General features: G+C 71.0%; 16 protein-coding genes. 11 read left to right on the top strand and 5 right to left on the bottom strand.

What is annotated here, in order from left to right:
• Positions 1 to 259: 259 nt before the first annotated feature.
• Both ACZ66S_RS32870 and ACZ66S_RS32875 read left to right on the top strand, forming a co-directional pair.
• Positions 260 to 1,567: a phthiocerol/phthiodiolone dimycocerosyl transferase family protein gene (locus ACZ66S_RS32870; protein WP_469905204.1), complete on the top strand. Its 1,308-nt coding sequence runs from the start codon at positions 260 to 262 to the stop codon at positions 1,565 to 1,567.
• Positions 1,568 to 1,631: 64 nt separating this feature from the next.
• Entirely contained in the window at positions 1,632 to 2,150 is a 519-nt protein-coding gene (locus tag ACZ66S_RS32875; protein WP_469905205.1) for an RNA polymerase sigma factor, read from the top strand.
• Between the two features lie 142 nt (positions 2,151 to 2,292).
• On the opposite strand, the gene ACZ66S_RS32880 is transcribed toward ACZ66S_RS32875, so the two are convergent.
• Complete coding sequence (locus ACZ66S_RS32880; protein WP_469905206.1) at positions 2,293 to 2,973, bottom strand: PAS domain-containing protein; 681 nt, start codon at positions 2,971 to 2,973, stop codon at positions 2,293 to 2,295.
• A gap of 680 nt (positions 2,974 to 3,653) precedes the next feature.
• On the opposite strand from ACZ66S_RS32880, the gene ACZ66S_RS32885 reads away from it, so the two are divergent.
• The 3 genes from ACZ66S_RS32885 to ACZ66S_RS32895 all read left to right on the top strand — a co-directional run bounded on the left by ACZ66S_RS32885 (position 3,654) and on the right by ACZ66S_RS32895 (position 5,533).
• Positions 3,654 to 4,130 (top strand): helix-turn-helix domain-containing protein, encoded by a 477-nt coding sequence (locus tag ACZ66S_RS32885; RefSeq protein WP_469905207.1) that lies wholly within the window; start codon positions 3,654 to 3,656, stop codon positions 4,128 to 4,130.
• Between the two features lie 76 nt (positions 4,131 to 4,206).
• Positions 4,207 to 5,061, top strand: a complete 855-nt coding sequence (locus ACZ66S_RS32890; protein ID WP_469905208.1) for a hypothetical protein — start codon at positions 4,207 to 4,209, stop codon at positions 5,059 to 5,061.
• A 196-nt stretch (positions 5,062 to 5,257) separates the two neighbouring features.
• Positions 5,258 to 5,533, top strand: coding sequence for a DUF3253 domain-containing protein (locus ACZ66S_RS32895; protein WP_469905209.1), 276 nt, complete (start codon positions 5,258 to 5,260; stop codon positions 5,531 to 5,533).
• Between the two features lie 99 nt (positions 5,534 to 5,632).
• Here the strand turns inward: ACZ66S_RS32895 and ACZ66S_RS32900 are convergent, their stop codons facing one another.
• Positions 5,633 to 6,304, bottom strand: coding sequence for a hypothetical protein (locus ACZ66S_RS32900; RefSeq protein WP_469905210.1), 672 nt, complete (start codon positions 6,302 to 6,304; stop codon positions 5,633 to 5,635).
• A gap of 289 nt (positions 6,305 to 6,593) precedes the next feature.
• Here ACZ66S_RS32900 and ACZ66S_RS32905 point away from each other — a divergent pair, with 289 nt between their 5' ends.
• Positions 6,594 to 6,980 carry a hypothetical protein gene (locus ACZ66S_RS32905; RefSeq protein WP_469905211.1) on the top strand — a complete coding sequence of 129 codons (387 nt, stop codon included), beginning with the start codon at positions 6,594 to 6,596 and terminating at the stop codon, positions 6,978 to 6,980.
• Positions 6,981 to 7,119: 139 nt separating this feature from the next.
• On the opposite strand, the gene ACZ66S_RS32910 is transcribed toward ACZ66S_RS32905, so the two are convergent.
• Entirely contained in the window at positions 7,120 to 7,503 is a 384-nt protein-coding gene (locus ACZ66S_RS32910) for a winged helix-turn-helix transcriptional regulator (protein WP_469905212.1), read from the bottom strand.
• An 86-nt stretch (positions 7,504 to 7,589) separates the two neighbouring features.
• On the opposite strand from ACZ66S_RS32910, the gene ACZ66S_RS32915 reads away from it, so the two are divergent.
• On the top strand, positions 7,590 to 8,573 hold the full coding sequence (locus ACZ66S_RS32915) for a zinc-dependent alcohol dehydrogenase family protein (RefSeq protein ID WP_469905213.1): 984 nt from the start codon (positions 7,590 to 7,592) through the stop codon (positions 8,571 to 8,573).
• A 117-nt stretch (positions 8,574 to 8,690) separates the two neighbouring features.
• Complete coding sequence (locus tag ACZ66S_RS32920; RefSeq protein ID WP_469905214.1) at positions 8,691 to 9,278, top strand: Imm21 family immunity protein; 588 nt, start codon at positions 8,691 to 8,693, stop codon at positions 9,276 to 9,278.
• A gap of 376 nt (positions 9,279 to 9,654) precedes the next feature.
• Here ACZ66S_RS32920 and ACZ66S_RS32925 read toward each other — a convergent pair whose 3' ends face one another.
• The gene (locus ACZ66S_RS32925) at positions 9,655 to 10,020 is read right to left on the bottom strand and encodes a nuclear transport factor 2 family protein (RefSeq protein WP_469905215.1); all 366 of its coding nucleotides are present in this window, start codon (positions 10,018 to 10,020) and stop codon (positions 9,655 to 9,657) included.
• A gap of 180 nt (positions 10,021 to 10,200) precedes the next feature.
• Between ACZ66S_RS32925 and ACZ66S_RS32930 the strand changes: the two genes are divergently transcribed.
• On the top strand, positions 10,201 to 11,205 hold the full coding sequence (locus ACZ66S_RS32930; RefSeq protein WP_469905216.1) for a helix-turn-helix transcriptional regulator: 1,005 nt from the start codon (positions 10,201 to 10,203) through the stop codon (positions 11,203 to 11,205).
• A 90-nt stretch (positions 11,206 to 11,295) separates the two neighbouring features.
• Here the strand turns inward: ACZ66S_RS32930 and ACZ66S_RS32935 are convergent, their stop codons facing one another.
• Positions 11,296 to 13,134, bottom strand: a complete 1,839-nt coding sequence (locus tag ACZ66S_RS32935; protein WP_469905217.1) for a right-handed parallel beta-helix repeat-containing protein — start codon at positions 13,132 to 13,134, stop codon at positions 11,296 to 11,298.
• A 225-nt stretch (positions 13,135 to 13,359) separates the two neighbouring features.
• On the opposite strand from ACZ66S_RS32935, the gene ACZ66S_RS32940 reads away from it, so the two are divergent.
• Both ACZ66S_RS32940 and ACZ66S_RS32945 read left to right on the top strand, forming a co-directional pair.
• Entirely contained in the window at positions 13,360 to 15,717 is a 2,358-nt protein-coding gene (locus ACZ66S_RS32940; protein WP_469905218.1) for a glycosyl hydrolase family 95 catalytic domain-containing protein, read from the top strand.
• A gap of 631 nt (positions 15,718 to 16,348) precedes the next feature.
• The gene (locus ACZ66S_RS32945) at positions 16,349 to 17,344 is read left to right on the top strand and encodes a LacI family DNA-binding transcriptional regulator (protein ID WP_469905219.1); all 996 of its coding nucleotides are present in this window, start codon (positions 16,349 to 16,351) and stop codon (positions 17,342 to 17,344) included.
• Positions 17,345 to 17,393: the final 49 nt, after the last annotated feature.

Raw genomic sequence — 17,393 nt, forward strand, 5'->3', positions numbered from 1 at the left:
GCCGGGTCAAGGCGAACCGGCCCGCCGGCCACCGATTCAGGGATTTCCCTGAAATCCACGGTGCCGGGGAGTGCGTGCCGCTGCTCAACTTCTAGGGAAATCACGCGACTTCCCCGCTCACCGGCCTCTGGGCTGGATTCGGCCGCGGTCCGCCGTGCACCCTCGAAAGGCCCCCGACCTCCCCGCGGACCACCGCGGCGGCAGACCCGTCCCGGGGCCGTGGACTTCCGGAACGAACGACGGAAAGAAGGCTGACGGCATGCACCGTGCGCTGTGTCCGGTCGAGACGCTCTACGTGGGCCAGAGAAGCAGGGCGGTGCTGTCCTGCACCCTGCGCGGGCCGGTGGACGTCGCGGCGCTGTCGGCCGCGTTCGACGCCACGACCGAGGCGAACCCGCCACTGCGCTCCCGCATCGAACAGGACGGCTCCGGCCACGTGTTGCGCGTCCTCGACGCCGACGAGCGGCCCCGGCTGATCACCCGGACCGGCGACGAGGACGAGGCCTACGCGACGGAGCTGAACACGCCACTGCCGCTGGGAGGCCCCCTCAGCCGCGCCGTCCTGGTCAGCGCGCCGGACGGGAACAGCCACCTGTTCGTGCTGGTGATCGACCACACCATCACCGACGGCCACAGCAGCATCGCGCTGCACAACGCCCTGTGGGACCGCTACCGGCAGTCGGTCGAGGGGAGCACCGGCGAGAGCCCCGATCCGCAGGACCCCCGCTGGCCGGAGCCGGTGAGCCGGCTGCTGCCCGCCGCCGACGACGCCGACACGGCGAAGTACCTGGACGGCCGCCTCGCGGACGTACGACGCCACCCGGTCGAACTGGTCCCCTACGACGCCGTCCCCGGCGAAGGGGCCGACGCGGGCGGGCACATCGAGGTCCGCAGGCTGACCCTGGACGCGGACCTCACCTCACGGCTGCGCCGGACCGCGCGCGCCGCGGGCGTCTCCGTGCACGCCCTGATCTCCGCGACCCTCCTGATGACGGCGCGACGACGGCTGCCGGGTGACGGAGGAGAACGTACGCTCGGCTGCCTCTCCCCCGTCGACCTGCGCTCGCGGCTGTCCCCGCCGCTGCCCGCCACCGCACTCGTTCCCGCGGTCACCACCCACCTGCAGACCCTTCAGGTGTCCGCGGCCTCCCAGCCGCTGGAGGTCGCCCGCACCGTGCACGCCCGCCTCGGCGACTTCCTCTCCCGCGGCGACCACGTGCACGAAATGCGCATCACGCCGGAGATCCCCCGTAACCCCGCCCTGCAACTGGCCACGGTGATCGCCACCAACATGGGTGTGGTCCCGGGCCCCCGACTGCCCGACGGGCTGCGGGCCGTCGACGTACGGCTGGTCCCGGGCCGCGAGCACTACTTCCCGCAGGCGGGCCGCAGCCCGATCATGGCCTGCGTCGTCTCCTTCGAGGGCCGGCTCAGCATCGAGTTCCCGCACTCGACCGCCTGCTACAGCCCGGACTTCATGGGGGCGTTCCGCGACGACGTGCGCGCCGGACTCCTGGCCTTCACGGAGACCACCGAGCCCGGGCACGCCCTGGCCGCCACCGGCTGAGCACGACCGCCCGTCCGCCCTTTCCGACCCCCGCCCCCGGCCGTGTAAGGAACCTCTGTCCGTCATGACGACCGTCAGCGAACTCCCCTCCCCCCTCACGCTGCTCCCCCGAGCCCAGTCGGGCGACGAACACGCGATGAACCGCCTGCTGACCGCCATCACGCCCTACGTCGCGCGCATCTGCCGGTCCATCACCCACGACGACGGCGCCGACGCCACCCAGGAGGCCCTGCTCGCCGTCTACCGCGGCCTGGGATCCCTGCGCGAACCAGCGGCGTTCTACGGCTGGGTGCGCTCCGTGACGGTCCGGGAAGCCGTCCGCACCGCCAGGCGATACGGCGCGGAGAGCTGCTGCTCCGAGGTGGAGGCGCAGCAGGAGACCAACCCCATGGACGCGGTGTACATCAGCGACGTGCTGGAGCGCCTGTCCCAGGCGCACCGGCAGATCCTCACCCTGCGGGCCTACGGACTCAACGAGGAGGAGATGGCCGAAGTGCTCGCCCTGCCCGTGGGCACCGTCCGTTCCCGTCTCTTCCGTGCCCGGCGCCGGTTCCAGGAAGCCTGGCAGCCCTCGGCGGCGTGAGGCCGGCCCGGCCCCGCGGGGCCGGGCCGATACGTCGGCGGCCGTGGCGGTGTTTCCGCCACGGCCGCCGTGCGGGGCCATGCCGTACGGGGATACGCCGCACGGGGATACGCCGTACGGGGCCGACAAGCCCCGTTCCGCACTACCGCACGCGTTCCGGAAGGACACGCGGGGGCCACTGCCCCGCGGCGAACATCCCGAGGGCGTGCGCCCGCGCCACGAGAGCGGGCCGGTTGGGCGCGTCGAAACGCCGCAGCATCTGCCCGACGCGGTACTCGATGCCCTGGCGGCTCAGATACAGACGGGAGGCCAACTGCACTGTGGACTCGCCACTCGCCACGCCCTCCAGAACCTGCGCGTCGAGAGCGCTGAGCACGGGCCCGCCGGTGACCGCTTCCGCCGACCGGCGCAGGAGGACGACGACACCGACCATCTCACCCGAGGGCTGTCTCACGGCTATGGCGGTGATATCGGCGTGGAAATTCCGGCCGTCGCCGTCCCGGCCCGTCACCTTCTCCTTGAATCTCCGTCCACGCCCCGAGGAAAGCGCGGTGAATTGTTTCCGCAAGTGGCCCGGGACCGGGGAACTGAGCAGTTCGAGCAGTCCGCGTCCGCAGATGTCGTCGGCACTCAGGCCGAATTGGCGGGCGAATTCGGGCTCCGCGGCGGTGACCGTGAGGTCCCGCGGGGAAAGGTGGGCCGTACAGGTGGCCGCCGGGCCGGCGTGGTCCGGAGCGGCGATCACGTCACGGCGGGCCGCGACAGCGGTGGCTGCGGTCTTCTTCTTGCTGGGCGAGGCGTCGGGGAAACTCGTGGTCGCCACGGACGTACCGTCCTTCTTCCTGCGCGTGGGGGGCTGCGAAGGGTGGAGCGGGCGCGGAGCGGACCGATGCGCTGTGCCTGGGTGTCGACGAGCGCCCGGTGTCGGCACGCGCCACCTCGTCGGTGGCCGCGGCCGGGGTTCCGCGCCATTCGGGGCCGGCGGCAAGCACCGGAACCGGACAGGTCAGGTATGCGGAGGGAACGGTGCCGAGGCGACCGTCATCCGGGTCTGCTGGGCAACGTTGTCATGACGGTTCGATCCCGAGGTGCGGCCCCGTGGGCGGGCGGCCTGAGGTCCGGGCGGGCGAGCCGTAAGCCCTGCCGTGACGCGAAGCCCGTGCGGGCAGTGGGGAGCACCAAACCTCCACGAGACGAAGAGGGGATCGTTTGAGGGGGCCGCCTTCGAGATTAAAGGGAGACAACCCTTGAGACAAGAGTTTGTCAGGTGACCTGGGCAACTCGCCAACTCTTGTGCGAACGGGCCGAATTCGGGCTCCGAGAACCCCCGTCCCCAACAATCCCGGCCGCACGGGAAAGGGTCCCGGGAATGCGCGGCCGGCCGCGATGAACGGCTTGTCGTCCCTTGCCGCGCTCCCTACAGTGCTGCCAACTCACGTGCCCGATCGGGCAAGCGGAACCACGGATACCGTGCCGACCGGGCCACCGAACCCGAGGAGGGAGATGCTCGACCAGCCGCAGTTCGGTCAGCCGCGATCCGATCAGCCGCAGTTCGGCCAAACGCAGTTCGCTCAGCCGCAGTTCGGCCGTCGGTTGAAACGACTCCGGACCGCACGCGGCCTGAGTCAGGCCGACGTGGTCGGAGACGACATGTCGACGGGACACCTGTCACGTCTGGAGTCCGGCGACCGGCGAACCCAGCGAGCGCACCGCGGCCTACCTCGCCCAACGACTCGGCGTCGACGTCTCGGCTCTGACCGGCCCGCCGGACGGCAGATGCCTGACCGGAGCGCTGGCCGCCGCAGCCTCGGCGGCGCCCGGGACGGACAGCACCGCAGCCCTCAGCCGGGCGGTCGAGGAGGACCCCGGCGCGGATCCCGCCGCCCGCTGGCAGGCCCTGTGGCTGCTCAGCCACGCCGCCCACCGAGACGGCGACTACGAACGCGAGCGCACACATCTGCTCCAACTCCTGGAGCTTAGCCGCTCGTTGGACGCCCCCCACCTCCACACCCGCTCGCTCGTCCGCTACGCAGGCTGCACCCGTGCCCTCGGCGACATGCGTACAGCGGAGTCGGCGGCGACGGAGGCGCTCTCCGTCGCCCGCACCGCGCACCTGTCCGCGCCCGACACGCTGGCCGCCCTGGTGGAGCTGATCAGCATCGAGACGGAACTCGGCCGGTGGGAGGCGGCCTCGCAGTACGTCGACGAACTGGACCGCGATCTTCTGCCCCACGTCTCCGCCGTTCAGGCCGCCGAGGCCCTGTGGACCGCCGCCGTGGTCAGCAGCCGCAAGGGCGACGACGCGGGCGCCCTCGCCCGACTGAACAAAGCGATGGGCCTGCTCAGGGGCGGGCCGGTGGACCTGATCGTGTGGGCCCGGCTGCGGACCGCCGCCACCGCCGCGGCTCTTCAGATGTCTCCGCCCGGGGTGCCCGACGCAGAGTCGTGGCTGACAGAGGCCGCCACCGTCCTCGCTCTGATCGGCACGCCCGCGCAGCTCCAGGAACTGCACGCCCTCGAGGCCCATCTCGCCTACGCACAGGGCAAGTTCGAGGACGCGGCCCGGCTGACTCGGGCCGTGCTTTCCGAGGAAATCCTGCGCCTCTCCTACCGAGACCGGATAGGACTGTCCGCCCTGGACGGCCGGCTGGCGATCCACGCGGGCCGGGTCGAGGAAGGCGTCGCCGCACTCCAACAGCTCGCACGACAGGCCACGGAGTCGAGGAACGTCGACCTCGCGGCCCACGTCTGGCAAGCGCTGGCCACCACCCTGGCGGCCGCAGTCCACCCCTCAGGGGCGGCCCCCTGCCCGACGCGGGCAGGCCGAGGGGAAGGGCAGCGGGCCGTGAGTCGGCGGACCATGCACACCGGCGGGGCGGATGTCCTTTCCGAGACGCGAGGGAAGGTGTGAAGACGAGGCGAGGGATCACGTCATCGGTGCGAAGGGCTTGGGCGTCGCCCCGCTCCAGCGATCGCCTGGCGGCGGACGGAGGTGACGTGACTGGCACCTCCAGGAGGCCCGGGTGCACTGGAGTCCTCTCGGTCAGCCACGGCGGGGGCGCCTCCTCGGCCTGCCGTTGCACGGACTCTCCGGCACACTGGATCGTATGGACGAAACGGACCGGCAGCTCGGTCGACGGCTGGAGAAGGCCATCATGAGCCTGCTGGATCGCCGCGCCGACACCGCGTCGATCTGCCCGTCCGACGCGGCCCGCGAGGTCTACGAAGGTGACGACGACGGCTGGCGGGCCCTGATGGAACCGGCCCGCCAAGCGGCATGGCGCCTGGCGAACAACGGCGAGGTCGAGGTGACCCAGGGCGGCCGGCCGGTCACGGAGACGGAGACGCGCGGTCCGGTGCGGATTCGGCGGGCTCGTCGGTAGGGGCGGGGGCGCCTGGCCGGACCCCCTCCCCCACCCGAGCCGGGGGACCCGGCCCTCTGAAGCCGCGTCACGTCACCCGGGCGCCGCCCAGGGGGGCCGCTAGGGGGTGAAGACCTCGTCGAGGCGGTCGATGGCGCCGCCGGCACCCAGGTGGTAGGTGAAGACGAGCCCCGAGTTCGGGTGCGCCTCCACCCAGTCGAGGAACTCCTGCACCCCGATGTGCTGGTTCTCGGTGCTCTCCACGATGGGAGTGGTCACGGTGACGTACGCGGCCTGGTCCATCGGGATGAACGTCTCCTTGCCGACCGTCTCGAACGGCGCGCCGTCGGAGTCGGGGGATCCGCAGCCCCAGTTGCCGTGCTTGACGATCAGGCTGAGGAATCCGCCCTCGGGGGTATAGCGGTAGACCGCGACCTCGTCGGGAGAGATCGGCATCTTGTGGTCGCAGCCATCGTCGTCGACGCCACCCGCACTGGGCACGGCGGTAACGGGAGCCTTGGACGCGGCCGGAATTACTTCGGGGGACTTGGCGGCGCTGCTCGATCCTGAAGACGCCGTGCCACCAGGCGTTTCGCTGGCCGCGCTGGTGCCAGTCCCCTTGCCGCCGGCACCCGGCGCCGCCTTCGTCGGGCTCGTGCCGGCGCCTGAACTCGTCGTGTCACCCTTGCCGTTGCACCCGGTGAGGACCAGGGCCCCGGCCACGCAGGCTCCCAGTACGGCGGCCCCGACCACGCTCGGTCTGCGTCGGCTCTTCTTCGACGTCACGTTCATACCGCGTCCCCCCTGTTGTCCCAGTTCTCGGTGTGCCTCGACGGCTCGTCGCAGAGGACGACTTTCGGCCGCAGTCAGTTGCACGTCCGCGTGAGTTCTTCACGCATCACCGCTCGTGCAACGGACATCGGAGCAACCCGCATGTCGTCCTGGCGCCTGACCTTGGCCTGATTTCGACTGCTGACCTTAGCGTGACGAGGGGCACGCGTGGCTCACCCATAGGTCCGATTACTGAGCGGGGACCAGTTCTGGCAGCGTGGGCTCTCATGAGGCGTGCGACGATCGTGCGGTGGAGAGCCCTGATACGTCGTTCCGTCGGCGCCTGTTGCTGGAGGCTCTGACCGTATTGGCCGCTGACGCCCAGATCCAAGTTTCCTGGCTGACCAGGCATGCGGTGCTGACGGACGAGATCGCCCTGGACTTTGAACACGCCTGCCGCATCGCCGAGACGTTGGTGGCCGAGGGACAACTTGCCCCCGAAAGCATGGCCGACCTGCGGGAGATCGATGTGACCCTCGGTGAGATGAGCGGTGGCGAGAACGCTGATCGCTGGACAAGAGACGCGTTGTTCACCGATCAGGGATGGGCCCTGGCCCGGCAACTCGCCCGCCGCGTTCTTGTCGCGGAGGTGGGTGAGTGGCAGCAGCCTCTTCCGGAGGTCTCCGTCATCCGGTGAACATCAACGGCAGCAAGCCGGTTCTTCAGACGCTAGCTGCAACCTGGCGGCCCCCTTCACTGATCACGCCGGACTCGAACACCGGCCACGGCCGCCGCCACCGGAGCCATCCCGCTCCCGAGGCCGCCCGCCGCCAAGATCAACCCTGCGCGCGAGCCCGAGGAGAAGCAGCGGCTTCCGCCGCCTCCTGGAATTCGACGATGGCCCCGCCGTAGTCCCTCGCCCAGTTAGTCAGGACCTCGATGGGCTCGACGAGGGTGCGGCCGAGGTCGGTGAGGCTGTACTCGACCCGCCTCGGCGCCTCGGCATGGCGTTCGACCAGACCGTACTGCTGGAGCCGGCGCAGCGTCTGGGTGAGGACCTTGCGCGAGATGCCGCCGATGAGGTCGACGAGCTCACCGTGCCTGCGGGGCTGATGGCTGAGCCCGAAGAGTACGAGCACGGCCCACTTGTCGGAGATGATCTCGACCGCCAGGCGCGTGGGGCAGTCGGCGAGGAAGGCTGCTCCAGCCACGTTCTGCATGGGAATCGAAGGTACCAGGAGGTAACCCACAGCTCCGTAACGTCTTCCGCGAGCAACGCAACAGCACCGGAAGCGAAGGAGCCACCATGCCACGAGTCGTCGTGTTCGACGAGTTCGGCGGGCCGGATGTCATGCACGTCGTCGAGGAGCCGATCACCCAACCCGCGGATGGCGAGGTGCGGGTCCGGATCGAGGCATTCGCCGTCAATCCCCTCGACCAGATGATGCGTTCCGGAACTTCGCCCGCGACCGTCCCCTTGCCTCACGCGCGCCTCGGTGTCGAAGGAACCGGTCTCGTCGACGCGCTGGGCCCAGAGGTCACCGGGCTGAAGGTCGGCGATCCGGTCATCCTCGCGGCCATTCCGGACACGAGCACCAGGGGCAGCTACGCCGAGTGCACCACGGTCCCCGCGAACCAGGTCGTCTCCCGGCCCGCCGGGCTCGGAGTCGTGGAAGCGGCAGCGATCTGGGTGGCGTACTCCACCGCCTACGGCGCACTCGTCGAGAAAGCGAGGATGCAGCCCGGTGACCACGTCCTGATCACTGCCGCGTCCGGCGGTGTCGGCCGGGCTGCGATGCAGATAGCCAACCAGATCGGTGCCGTGCCCATCGCCGTCACCCGGCACGCCGCGAGGAAGGACGAGCTGATCGCCGCCGGAGCCGCTGCGGTCATCGCCACCGACCATGAGGACGTCGTCGAGGCCGTTCGCCACCACACTGGCGGAATCGGCGCGGACATCGTCCTCGACGTAGTCATGGGTCCCGGCCAGCAGGATCTCCTGAAAGCGGCGCGCCCCGGCGCAACACTGGTCGGTGCGGGCTTCCTTGATCCGCGGCCCACACCGTTCCCGAGCAGCGCGCCACTCACGGTGGTCAACTACGCAAGCTTCGAGCACACCCTCGACCCCGTCGCGGTGAAGCGCATGGCGGCGTTCCTGAACGCGGGGGTGCGTCTCGGCGCACTGCGGCCCGCCATCGACAAGGTCTTCACCCTTGAGGACGTCGTCGAGGCACATCGACATCTCGAGAACGGATTTCACGGCGGGAGGAAGATCGTCGTGACGGTCTGAGAGCGGACCTGTGTCGTCTCTCGGGTGCCGGCTGCCGTAGGCCTTGAGCCGCCACCTGCACCGCCGACAGCCTTGTGCGCCACGGGCGTTGTCAGTGGCCGAGGGCACACTGCCTGCATGAGCGCCTCTTCGTCTGTCGCAGCCGATACCTCCCAAGCCGCCTCTGTCTGGGTGGAGTCGATGGGCGGCCCGTTGATCGCCATCCCCGTCTCTGCCCTGGCCGCATGGCGCGGCTGTACCGAGAGTGGGGTCATGGTGGGTGACGCCACCGCTCCGGACGACTACGACCGGGCCTGTGCGGTGGACGATCTGGCCGGTGCAATCACCGTCGGCGAGCTCGGTGCCCAGGCACTGGTGCTGGCGGACGAGCCGGCCACCAGCACCTACCTGCCCGAGCACCGAGCGTTCCTGCGGTGGCTTGCCGCTGACTCCGAGGCCGGGCTGAGGGCTGCGGCAGACGCTGTTCTTGCCGACCTGGCCACGGAGTGGGAGCAGTGCGGCACCTGGGTGTCGGACGGTCCCGCGGTACTCATGGACTCCGCCGAGGCGGGCTCCGAACTGGGCATTGAGTATCCCGGCGGTGGAATGCCCGCGCAGGCCTCGATCCCGTTGCCCGCCGGCAGTTGGAGAGTACGCGCCATCCATACCAAGGTGGACGGGGAGAACTGGGTCGGCCTGGTCCAACTCCTGCCCACCGCAGCCTGAACAGTCGACTGCGGTCAGGCCCGCCCGCGTCGCCGCGTGACGCTGCACAGACCGGCGATGCCGGGCATCTCGCGGTGGAAGCCGTCACCCCCCTGGAGGCGGCAGGCGAGAGGGGTCAGGTCTTGCGGTCCGGTAGCGGCACCGAGCCGCCAAGCTCTGCCGCTGCCGCTGCCTCTGCGGCTGCCTCTGCCTCCCAACTCGCCTGCGGTTGCGCAAGATTGCCTCGCCGGGGCAGCGGGACGGAGCCCCTGACGGGGTCGCGTTTCTCCAGCCACCTCTGGAGCGTGGCCGCACTGGTCGGCGAAGGCGCCCGTTGGAACGAACCCCCGTAGGCCGCAGTGCAGACCGGCACCACGGCCTACGGCGGAGGGCGGGGTCAGCCTTGGCCACCGGCCCGCATGCTCGGCGCGCGGTCGAAGACGCTGATGGCTCGGGTGATCCGCCCGTCCTCGACGGTCAGGTACTCGGCACCGTGGAAGTTCTTGGCGAACGGCACGTCGACTGCGTACACGATCGCCGCGTTGTTGTCGTCGCCGAAGACGCCGAGCAGTTCACCGCTGCTGACCATGCCGGCGAACGGCGCCAGGAACCGGCGGTATGCGTCGGCGCCTTGCACGGGGCCGGACGGGGCTTGGCACACGATGTCGTCGGCGATGAGGTCCATGGCCTCGTCTACATTGCCGCCGAGCCAGGCGCGTACGTACGTTTCGGCGACCTCGACGGCGGATCCGGTGATGGTCATGGCAGGTGGTTCCCTTCCTCGTCACACCGCCCCCGCGGTCCTGCCGGGCACCGGGTTGCCGGTGCGGCCGACAGACCGCCCGAGGGAGCGGCACGGCCGCGTCGGATCGCGGCCTGGTGAGACGGATCCTCTCCGGCATATATGACACCCTCTGTCATATAGGTGAGGGAGATTCCGAGCATGAGGTCCGAACGTCTGCTCTCCATCCTGCTGCTCCTGCAGTCACACGGGCAGCTACCGTCGTCCGAGCTGGCGGAACGGCTGGAGGTCTCGGTCCGCACGATCATGCGGGACGTCGAGGCGCTGTCGGCCTCCGGCGTGCCGGTCTACACCGTGCGCGGTCCGCAGGGCGGCATCGCGCTGCTGCCCGGGTTCCGCACCGACGTCACCGGACTGACCGCCGACGAGTCCCGCGCGCTGTTCGTCCTGCTGTCCGGCTCAGCCCACGCCGATCTCGGTCTAGGCACGGCCCTCGGCTCCGCGCTGCGCAAGGTCATGGCCGCGCTGCCCGCGCCCCACCGCCCCGACGCAGACCTCACCAGCCGCCGCGTCTTCATCGACCCGGTCCGCTGGCGCGGAGCCCCCGGACCGGACCACACGGCGCCCGACCTCACCGCGTTCCAGGAGGCCGTTTTCACGGACCGCCGCCTGCGCCTGCGGTACCGCCACGGCCGCGACAACCGGGTGCACACCTACACACTCGACCCGTACGGCCTGGTCAACAAGGCCGGCGTCTGGTACCTCGTCGCCGACCGCGACGGGGAGCCCCGGCTGTTCCGCGCCGACCGGGCCGAATCCGCCGCCGTCCTCGACGAACCGGTGCGCCGCCGCCCCAACACCCAACTCACGGACGTCTGGGACCTGCTGCGCCGCGGCATCGACGAACTGCCCGCCCCGCTCGCCGTGACCGTACGGGTCCGCGACGACATCCTGGCGATGTTCCTGCGTGTCCACGCCGCGGACCTCGCAGCTCCCGGGGTCGCGGCAGAGGCCGTTCCACCGGACCGGGTGGACGACCCCGGCTGGACGCACGTCGAATTGCGGTTCCGGTCCGTGCCGGCCGCCCAAACCCTGCTCGCCTTCGGCGCCGACGCCGAGGTTCTCACCCCCGACGAACTCCGCCGCCACCTGGCCCGTACGTCCGCCGCGACCGCCGCCCTCTACGACCCTGGCCGGGACGACTGACGCACCGGCCCCCGCGCAACCGCACCCGCACCCGCACCCGCACCCGCACCCGCAGGACCAAGTCCCCGTCGGCTGGCGCCTCACCTCCGCTCATGACCGACCCACCCCCGTCGTCCCCTCCACGACCACGTCCGAGCAGCCCTCGGTGGCTACGAGATCGGTCTCAGCCGGAGCTACTGCGACGGCGCCCACGCCAGTACCCGTCACGTGGTTGCCGGTGACCGTCAGTCCGCCGACCGAGCGGGCGCGGATCACCGGGGCGTGGGCGTCCTCGAAGACGTTGCCGGTGATGGTCACGTTGCGGTGCACGGGGTGGGCGGGGTCGAGGACCGTGTTGGTCGGTGCGATGAGGATCGCGGGGGTGGACGGGCGCAGGAAGGTGTTGTCGCGGATGGTGAGGTCGGCGACCGGCCCTGACTCGTACCACTCCTCGGCGTCGGCGGAGACGTAGACGCCGGCCATGGTCACGCCGTCGAAGAGGTTGTTCTCGATGAGGACCGGCTGCCGGGTGGTCACCAGGACGCCGCGGGTGGGCACGTTGACGAAGTGGTTGCCGACGATGTGGACCGAGGCCGTGGCGTTGACGTTCTCGGCGACCCAGTGCTCCGGGGTGACGGTCGGGGGCAACGGGCGGTCCAGGGTCACGGTCGTCAGGCGCCGGTCGTCCTCGTCGTCCCGGTCGTGCGGTCCGTCGACGGCCGTGAGGCGTGCGGTGAAGCCGGTTGCGGTGTCCAGGGTTGCCCGAGCGGTGAACTCGATCGTGTCACCGGGCCGGAACGCGGCGAAACCTGCCGTCTCCGGGTGCCGGAAGGCCAGCGTCACCCTGTCGTCGGCCACACGTTCGGCCACCACGAGATACGTGCCGTGCACGTTGATCGGGTCGTCGTGCGGCCCGTCGAAGACACAGTCCGCGATCCGTACCTGCCCGGCCATCGACGACAGGTTGATGAAGTCGGCGAACCCGGCCGACGTACGACCGGTGGCCGGGTCGGCACGGAAACGGACGTCGCGTACGGTCAAGTCCCGGCTCATCTGCCCGACGAGGCCGAAGCCGTGGAGGTAGTGCGCCGAGACGTCGCGAATCTCCACGCGTTCGCTGCCGCCCACGAACGCGCCCGGATGATCACGCACCGTCGTGCGCATCTGGTAGACGATCCCGATGTCGTCGGGGGCGTCGGCGAAGCGGTAGGACAGGCGCAGCCGGTTGCCGGGGAGTCGGTGGACGGCGGTCACGTCGTCGAACAAGGGGTTGCGGTCCCGCCAGGTGCGCCGGGCCACCGGGTCGTGGAGTTGGGTGTACTCCATCGCGTTCGTACCGGTCCAGTACGGCTCTCCGTCGGCGGGACTGGGCTCGCCGAGCCAGATGACGGTGGTGCCGTCGATCCGGAAGCGGGTGTCCGCGGGCAGGGCCAACTCCCGCCAGGCCCCGCCGCCGTCCGCGCCCGTACTCGTACCCGGCCCAGTACCCGTGTCGCCGTCCGTGTCGCCGTCCGTGCCGACGCCCGCGCCCGTCCCAGCACCAGCGTCCACCACCGTGACGTCGACGACGCGGGGCGAGACGTAGTCGAAGGAGAACCCCTCGAAGCGCACGTCGGACGAGTCGATCGCCGCGAACGCGGTCTGCGCGCCGTGCAGCACCAGGGCGGCGCCCGTGCCGTCGATCACGATGTCGTGAGCGTTCTCCACGAGGAGCGCGATCGTCTTGGTCAGGTGACGCCGGTCGGCGCCCACGGTGTTGGAGACGTACAGATCGCGGCGCTCGGCCCGCTCCGGATACAACTGGTAGCGACCGGGCGGGAAGCGCACGGTCACCGGGGCCCGTACCGCGCATGCCGCACGCAGGGCCGCGGTGACCGCCTCGGCGCTGTCCCGGGTACCGGTGGGGTCCGCGCCGAACGCGGTGACGTCGATCATGGTGCGAGGTGCCACGCACACTCCTTGGCTGCTGGTTCGGCGTTCGGATCAGGCCGCCGTCGCGGGCCCCGCCGTATGCGCCGGAGCGAGGACTCGAAGAGGTGTCGACGGCCCCCAACGGACCTCGGGGCGCCGGGCACACGTCGGCCCCGCAAGGACGACGGAGTTGACGATGGCCTAATGTCCGGTCAAAGTCTTGGCGCGTCAGTGTAGCCAGTCTGCATCCACCCAGGAGGCATCGTGCCGGACCACTCCCCCGGCCCCGCGCAGAGCCCGCACCGGCTCTCCTTCGACCGGCCGGCCGGTCACTGGCTGGAAAGGCTGCCGCTCGGCAACGGGCGGATCGGCGCGATGCCGGACGGCGGTGTGGAGCGGGAGCGGGTGCTGCTCAACGACGGTACGGCGTGGTCCGGTTCGCCCTCCAGCGAGTTCCAGGACGGCCGGGTCGGAGCCGGGACGGCGCGCGAGGCCGTCGCCGAGGCCCGCAGGGCGCTCGCGGAGGGCGACCACGCCCGCGCCGACGCGGCGGTCCGGCGCCTCCAGGAACGCTGGTCCCAGGCATACCTGCCGTTCGCCGAACTGACGGTGGAGGTCACCAACCCGCCGGGGCGGATCACCGGGTACTCCCGCCATCTCGACCTGCGCACGGCCGAGCACGTCGTGGAGTACGAGGCGGGAGGCGTGAGCGTGGTCAGGCGCACGGTGGTCTCGCATCCCGACCGGGCACTGCTGATGACCATCGACGTGGCCTCGGGCCCCGGCATCGACCTCGCGGTCGGCCTCGACTCCCCGCTGCGCGTGCTGGGCCGCGGCAGCGACAATCGGCTGGCCTGGCTCACCACCCGGATGCCGTCCGACGTCGCGCCGCCGCACGAACCCGACGCGCCCTCACCGGTGTACGACGACCGGGTCAGCCTGCGGGGAGCGGTGGCGCTCCGCTGGTCCCACGACGGCGAGGAAGTCCTCGCGCCCGACTCGCACGGCGGTCCCATGCTCGCCGCGCGCGGCGTCCGGCACGTCGAGATCGTGGTGACCACGGGCACCACCTTTACCGCGATCGGCGCTGAACCGCGTGGTGACGAGCACGACGCCCTCGCAGCAGCACGCCGGGACCTCGACTCGGCCGTACAGTGGGGCGCTGCCACACTGCGCGAACGGCAGCGCGCGGATCACGCGGATCTGTACCGGCGGGTGGAACTGGGCTGGGACGCCCCCGTGGACGAACGGCTGCGGCAGCTCGCGTTCCTGTTCCACTACGGCCGGTACCTGCTGATCAGCTCCTCACGGGCCGGTGGGCCGCCGGCCACGCTCCAAGGGCTCTGGAACGACTCGATGCGCCCGCCGTGGAGTTCGAACTACACCGTCAACATCAACACCCAGATGAACTACTGGCCCGCGGACGTCACCAACCTCGCCGAATGCCTGCCCCCGCTGTTCGACCTGGTCGAGGCCGTGAGCATGCGGGGCGCCGAGACCGCGCGGCGGCTGTACGGGGCGGACGGCTGGTGCGCGCACCACAACACCGACGTATGGGCCTACACCTCCCCCGTCGGCCAGGGGCGGGCCGACCCCGCCTGGGCGTTCTGGCCGCTGGCAGGGGGCTGGTTGTCCCGGCATTTCACCGACCATGTGGCCTTCGGCGCCGGGCTGCCGTTCGCAAGGGAACGCGCCTGGCCGATCGTCCGGGGCGCCGCGCGGTTCCTCCTGGACTGGCTGGTCGAGATGCCGGACGGCACCCTCGGCTTCTCCCCCTCCTCGTCGCCCGAGAACAGGTTCCTCACCCCGGCGGGCCCGCTCGCCGTCGACGTCAGTTCCACCGTCGACATCGGCATCGCCCGCGAGGTGTTCACCTCGGTCGTGACCCTGGCACGGCTCGCCGGGCAGCCCGACGACCGCGTCGCCGAGGCGGCACGGGCCGTGCTGGGCCGGCTGCCGAAGCCGCAGACCGACGAGGACGGGACGATACGGGAGTGGCACGGCCCGCATGCCATGGCCGAGCCGACTCACCGGCACCTGTCATCGCTGTACGAGGCGTTTCCCGGCACCGGCATGCTTCCGGAACACGCGACCGCGGTGGCCCGGACACTCGACGTACGCGGTGATGACTCCACGGGCTGGTCGCTCGCCTGGAAGCTGGCACTGCGCGCCCGGCTGCGCCACGCTCAACGGTTGCCCGCCCTGATCGATCTGGCGTTGCGCGAGGTGGATCCGGCGGCGACGGGTGAGCACGGCGGCCTCTACCCCAACCGGCTGTCGGCCCATCCGCCGTTCCAGATCGACGGCAACTTCGGGTTCACGGCGGCGATCGCGGAATGCGTGCTGCAGAGCCACGCCGGTGCGGTGGAGCTGTTGCCCGCCCTGCCCTCCGACTGGCCCGCCGGACGGATGCGGGGGCTGGTGGCACGGCCCGGAGTCGTGGTGGACCTGGCCTGGGACGGCGAACGGCGGCTGATCGAGGCACGGTTGCGCCGACGCTCCGAGCAGGTGGGTGTCGTACGGGTGTTGCTGGGCGAGGCGTCGGTGCGGGTGGACCTGTCCCAGGGGCCGTGGACCGTGCGTCCCGGTACCGACGGGTGGTTGGTCGCCGAGGCGGGTTGAGCACAGCGTCGCACCTGGCGGCACCGCCCAGACGCGCTACGCCCGACAGCCCTAGATCCAGCGGCTTTCCGCCGGGCGCTCTCCGCCCGGCGGCCCCATTCTCACGGCACTCCACCTGGCAACTCTCCGGCCGGCGGCCTTCCGGCCGGCGGTTGTCTGGTCGGCGGTTGTCTGGTCGGCAGCTCTCCAGCCAGCGGCTCTTCGGCCGGCGGCTGTCCGGTCGGCAGCACTCCGCCCAGACCCTCTACGCCCGTCATCCCTCCACCTGGCAGCTCTCCGGCCGACAGCACTCCACCCGGCGGCTCTCCGCCCCGACCCTCTACGCCCGGCAGCCCTCCACCTGCGGCACACCACTTCGCCCCGCGGCCCGGCAGCGCTCAGCCCGGCAGCACTGCACCCGGCGGCCCTCCGCCCCGCCACCCCTCCACCTGGCGGTACCCCCCCTGCCCCCTCGGCCCCGCAGCACTCCACCCGGCAGCCTCTCCGCCCGGCGGCACACCACCCGCCCCCTCCGCCCGACAGCGCTCCGTCCAGCCCTCCACCTGGCGGCACGCCACCCGGCCCCTCCCCCCGCCCCACCCCCGGTACACTCGCACCACGCCAGGCGGCGCCGTTCACCGCAGAGGGAGTCATGGCCAAGGTCGGGATCAACGACGTCGCGGCGCGAGCCGGCGTCAGCGAGGCCACAGTCAGTCGTGTCATCAACCGGCGCGGAGTCGTCGCGATGGCCACGCGGCGCCAGGTGGAGGAAGCGATCCGCGAGCTGGGCTACGACCGCGGCGCCCAGAACCAACTGGTCGTGGTCCTCACCCCCGGCCTGGCCCAGCCGTTCTTCGGCCACCTGTGCGAGCTGATCGAGTCGGCGCTCGCGTCGCAGGGTTTCCGGGCCATCGTGGCCTCCACCACCGTGGGCGGGCTCCAGGAGATCGACTTCGTCTCGTCGACGATGGACCTGGGCATCGCCGGTGCGGTCTTCGCGTCCGCCAGCAACACCCTGATCGGGGCCGACCCGACGGTCTACCAGTTGCTCGCGGAGCGAAAGATCCCCTTCGTGCTGGTGAACGGCGCGATCGACGGTCACCCCGCACCCAGCTTCTCGACCAACGACACGGTCGCGGCGGAGCTGGCGGTCGACCACCTGTGGGGACTCGGTCACCGGGACATCGGCCTGATCGTCGGTCCGGTGGGGAACCGGCCCAGCGAGCGCCGGCTGGCCGGGTTCGTCCAGTCGATGACCGCGCGCGGCGCCGCCGATCCGCAGCGGCGGGTCGTCCGGCAGGTCTACAGCGTCGAGGGCGGTATGTCCGCCGCGGAGACCCTGCTCGACCTCGGGGTGACCGGGATCGTCGCGGCCAGCGACTACATGGCGCTCGGCGCGATCCGGGCGGCCCGGCGCCGGGGGATCTCGATCCCGGAGGGCCTGTCGGTGGTCGGCTACGACGACTCGCAGGTCATGGACTTCGTAGATCCGCCGCTGACCACGGTGCGCCAACCCGTCGAGCGGCTCGCGCAGTCGGTGTCCACGGCCATGGTGCAGTTGGTGAACCGCAAACTGGTCCCCTCGGGTGAGCTGCTCTTCGACCCGCAGCTCATCGTGCGCGGCTCCACCGCCCCGCCGCGTTCCTGAGAGCAGTTACCGAACCCGACGCCATCTCGCCAGGCCCCGCTCTCCGCGG

The organism is Streptomyces sp. NPDC107471, from assembly GCF_055582845.1.

Coding starts and splice junctions, on each gene's coding strand:
- ACZ66S_RS32870 (WP_469905204.1), top strand. CDS start 260: ATGCACCGTGCGCTGTGTCCGGTCGAGACGCTCTACGTGGGCCAGAGA.
- ACZ66S_RS32875 (WP_469905205.1), top strand. CDS start 1,632: ATGACGACCGTCAGCGAACTCCCCTCCCCCCTCACGCTGCTCCCCCGA.
- ACZ66S_RS32885 (WP_469905207.1), top strand. CDS start 3,654: ATGCTCGACCAGCCGCAGTTCGGTCAGCCGCGATCCGATCAGCCGCAG.
- ACZ66S_RS32890 (WP_469905208.1), top strand. CDS start 4,207: ATGCGTACAGCGGAGTCGGCGGCGACGGAGGCGCTCTCCGTCGCCCGC.
- ACZ66S_RS32895 (WP_469905209.1), top strand. CDS start 5,258: ATGGACGAAACGGACCGGCAGCTCGGTCGACGGCTGGAGAAGGCCATC.
- ACZ66S_RS32900 (WP_469905210.1), bottom strand. CDS start 6,304: ATGAACGTGACGTCGAAGAAGAGCCGACGCAGACCGAGCGTGGTCGGG.
- ACZ66S_RS32910 (WP_469905212.1), bottom strand. CDS start 7,503: ATGCAGAACGTGGCTGGAGCAGCCTTCCTCGCCGACTGCCCCACGCGC.
- ACZ66S_RS32915 (WP_469905213.1), top strand. CDS start 7,590: ATGCCACGAGTCGTCGTGTTCGACGAGTTCGGCGGGCCGGATGTCATG.
- ACZ66S_RS32920 (WP_469905214.1), top strand. CDS start 8,691: ATGAGCGCCTCTTCGTCTGTCGCAGCCGATACCTCCCAAGCCGCCTCT.
- ACZ66S_RS32925 (WP_469905215.1), bottom strand. CDS start 10,020: ATGACCATCACCGGATCCGCCGTCGAGGTCGCCGAAACGTACGTACGC.
- ACZ66S_RS32930 (WP_469905216.1), top strand. CDS start 10,201: ATGAGGTCCGAACGTCTGCTCTCCATCCTGCTGCTCCTGCAGTCACAC.
- ACZ66S_RS32945 (WP_469905219.1), top strand. CDS start 16,349: ATGGCCAAGGTCGGGATCAACGACGTCGCGGCGCGAGCCGGCGTCAGC.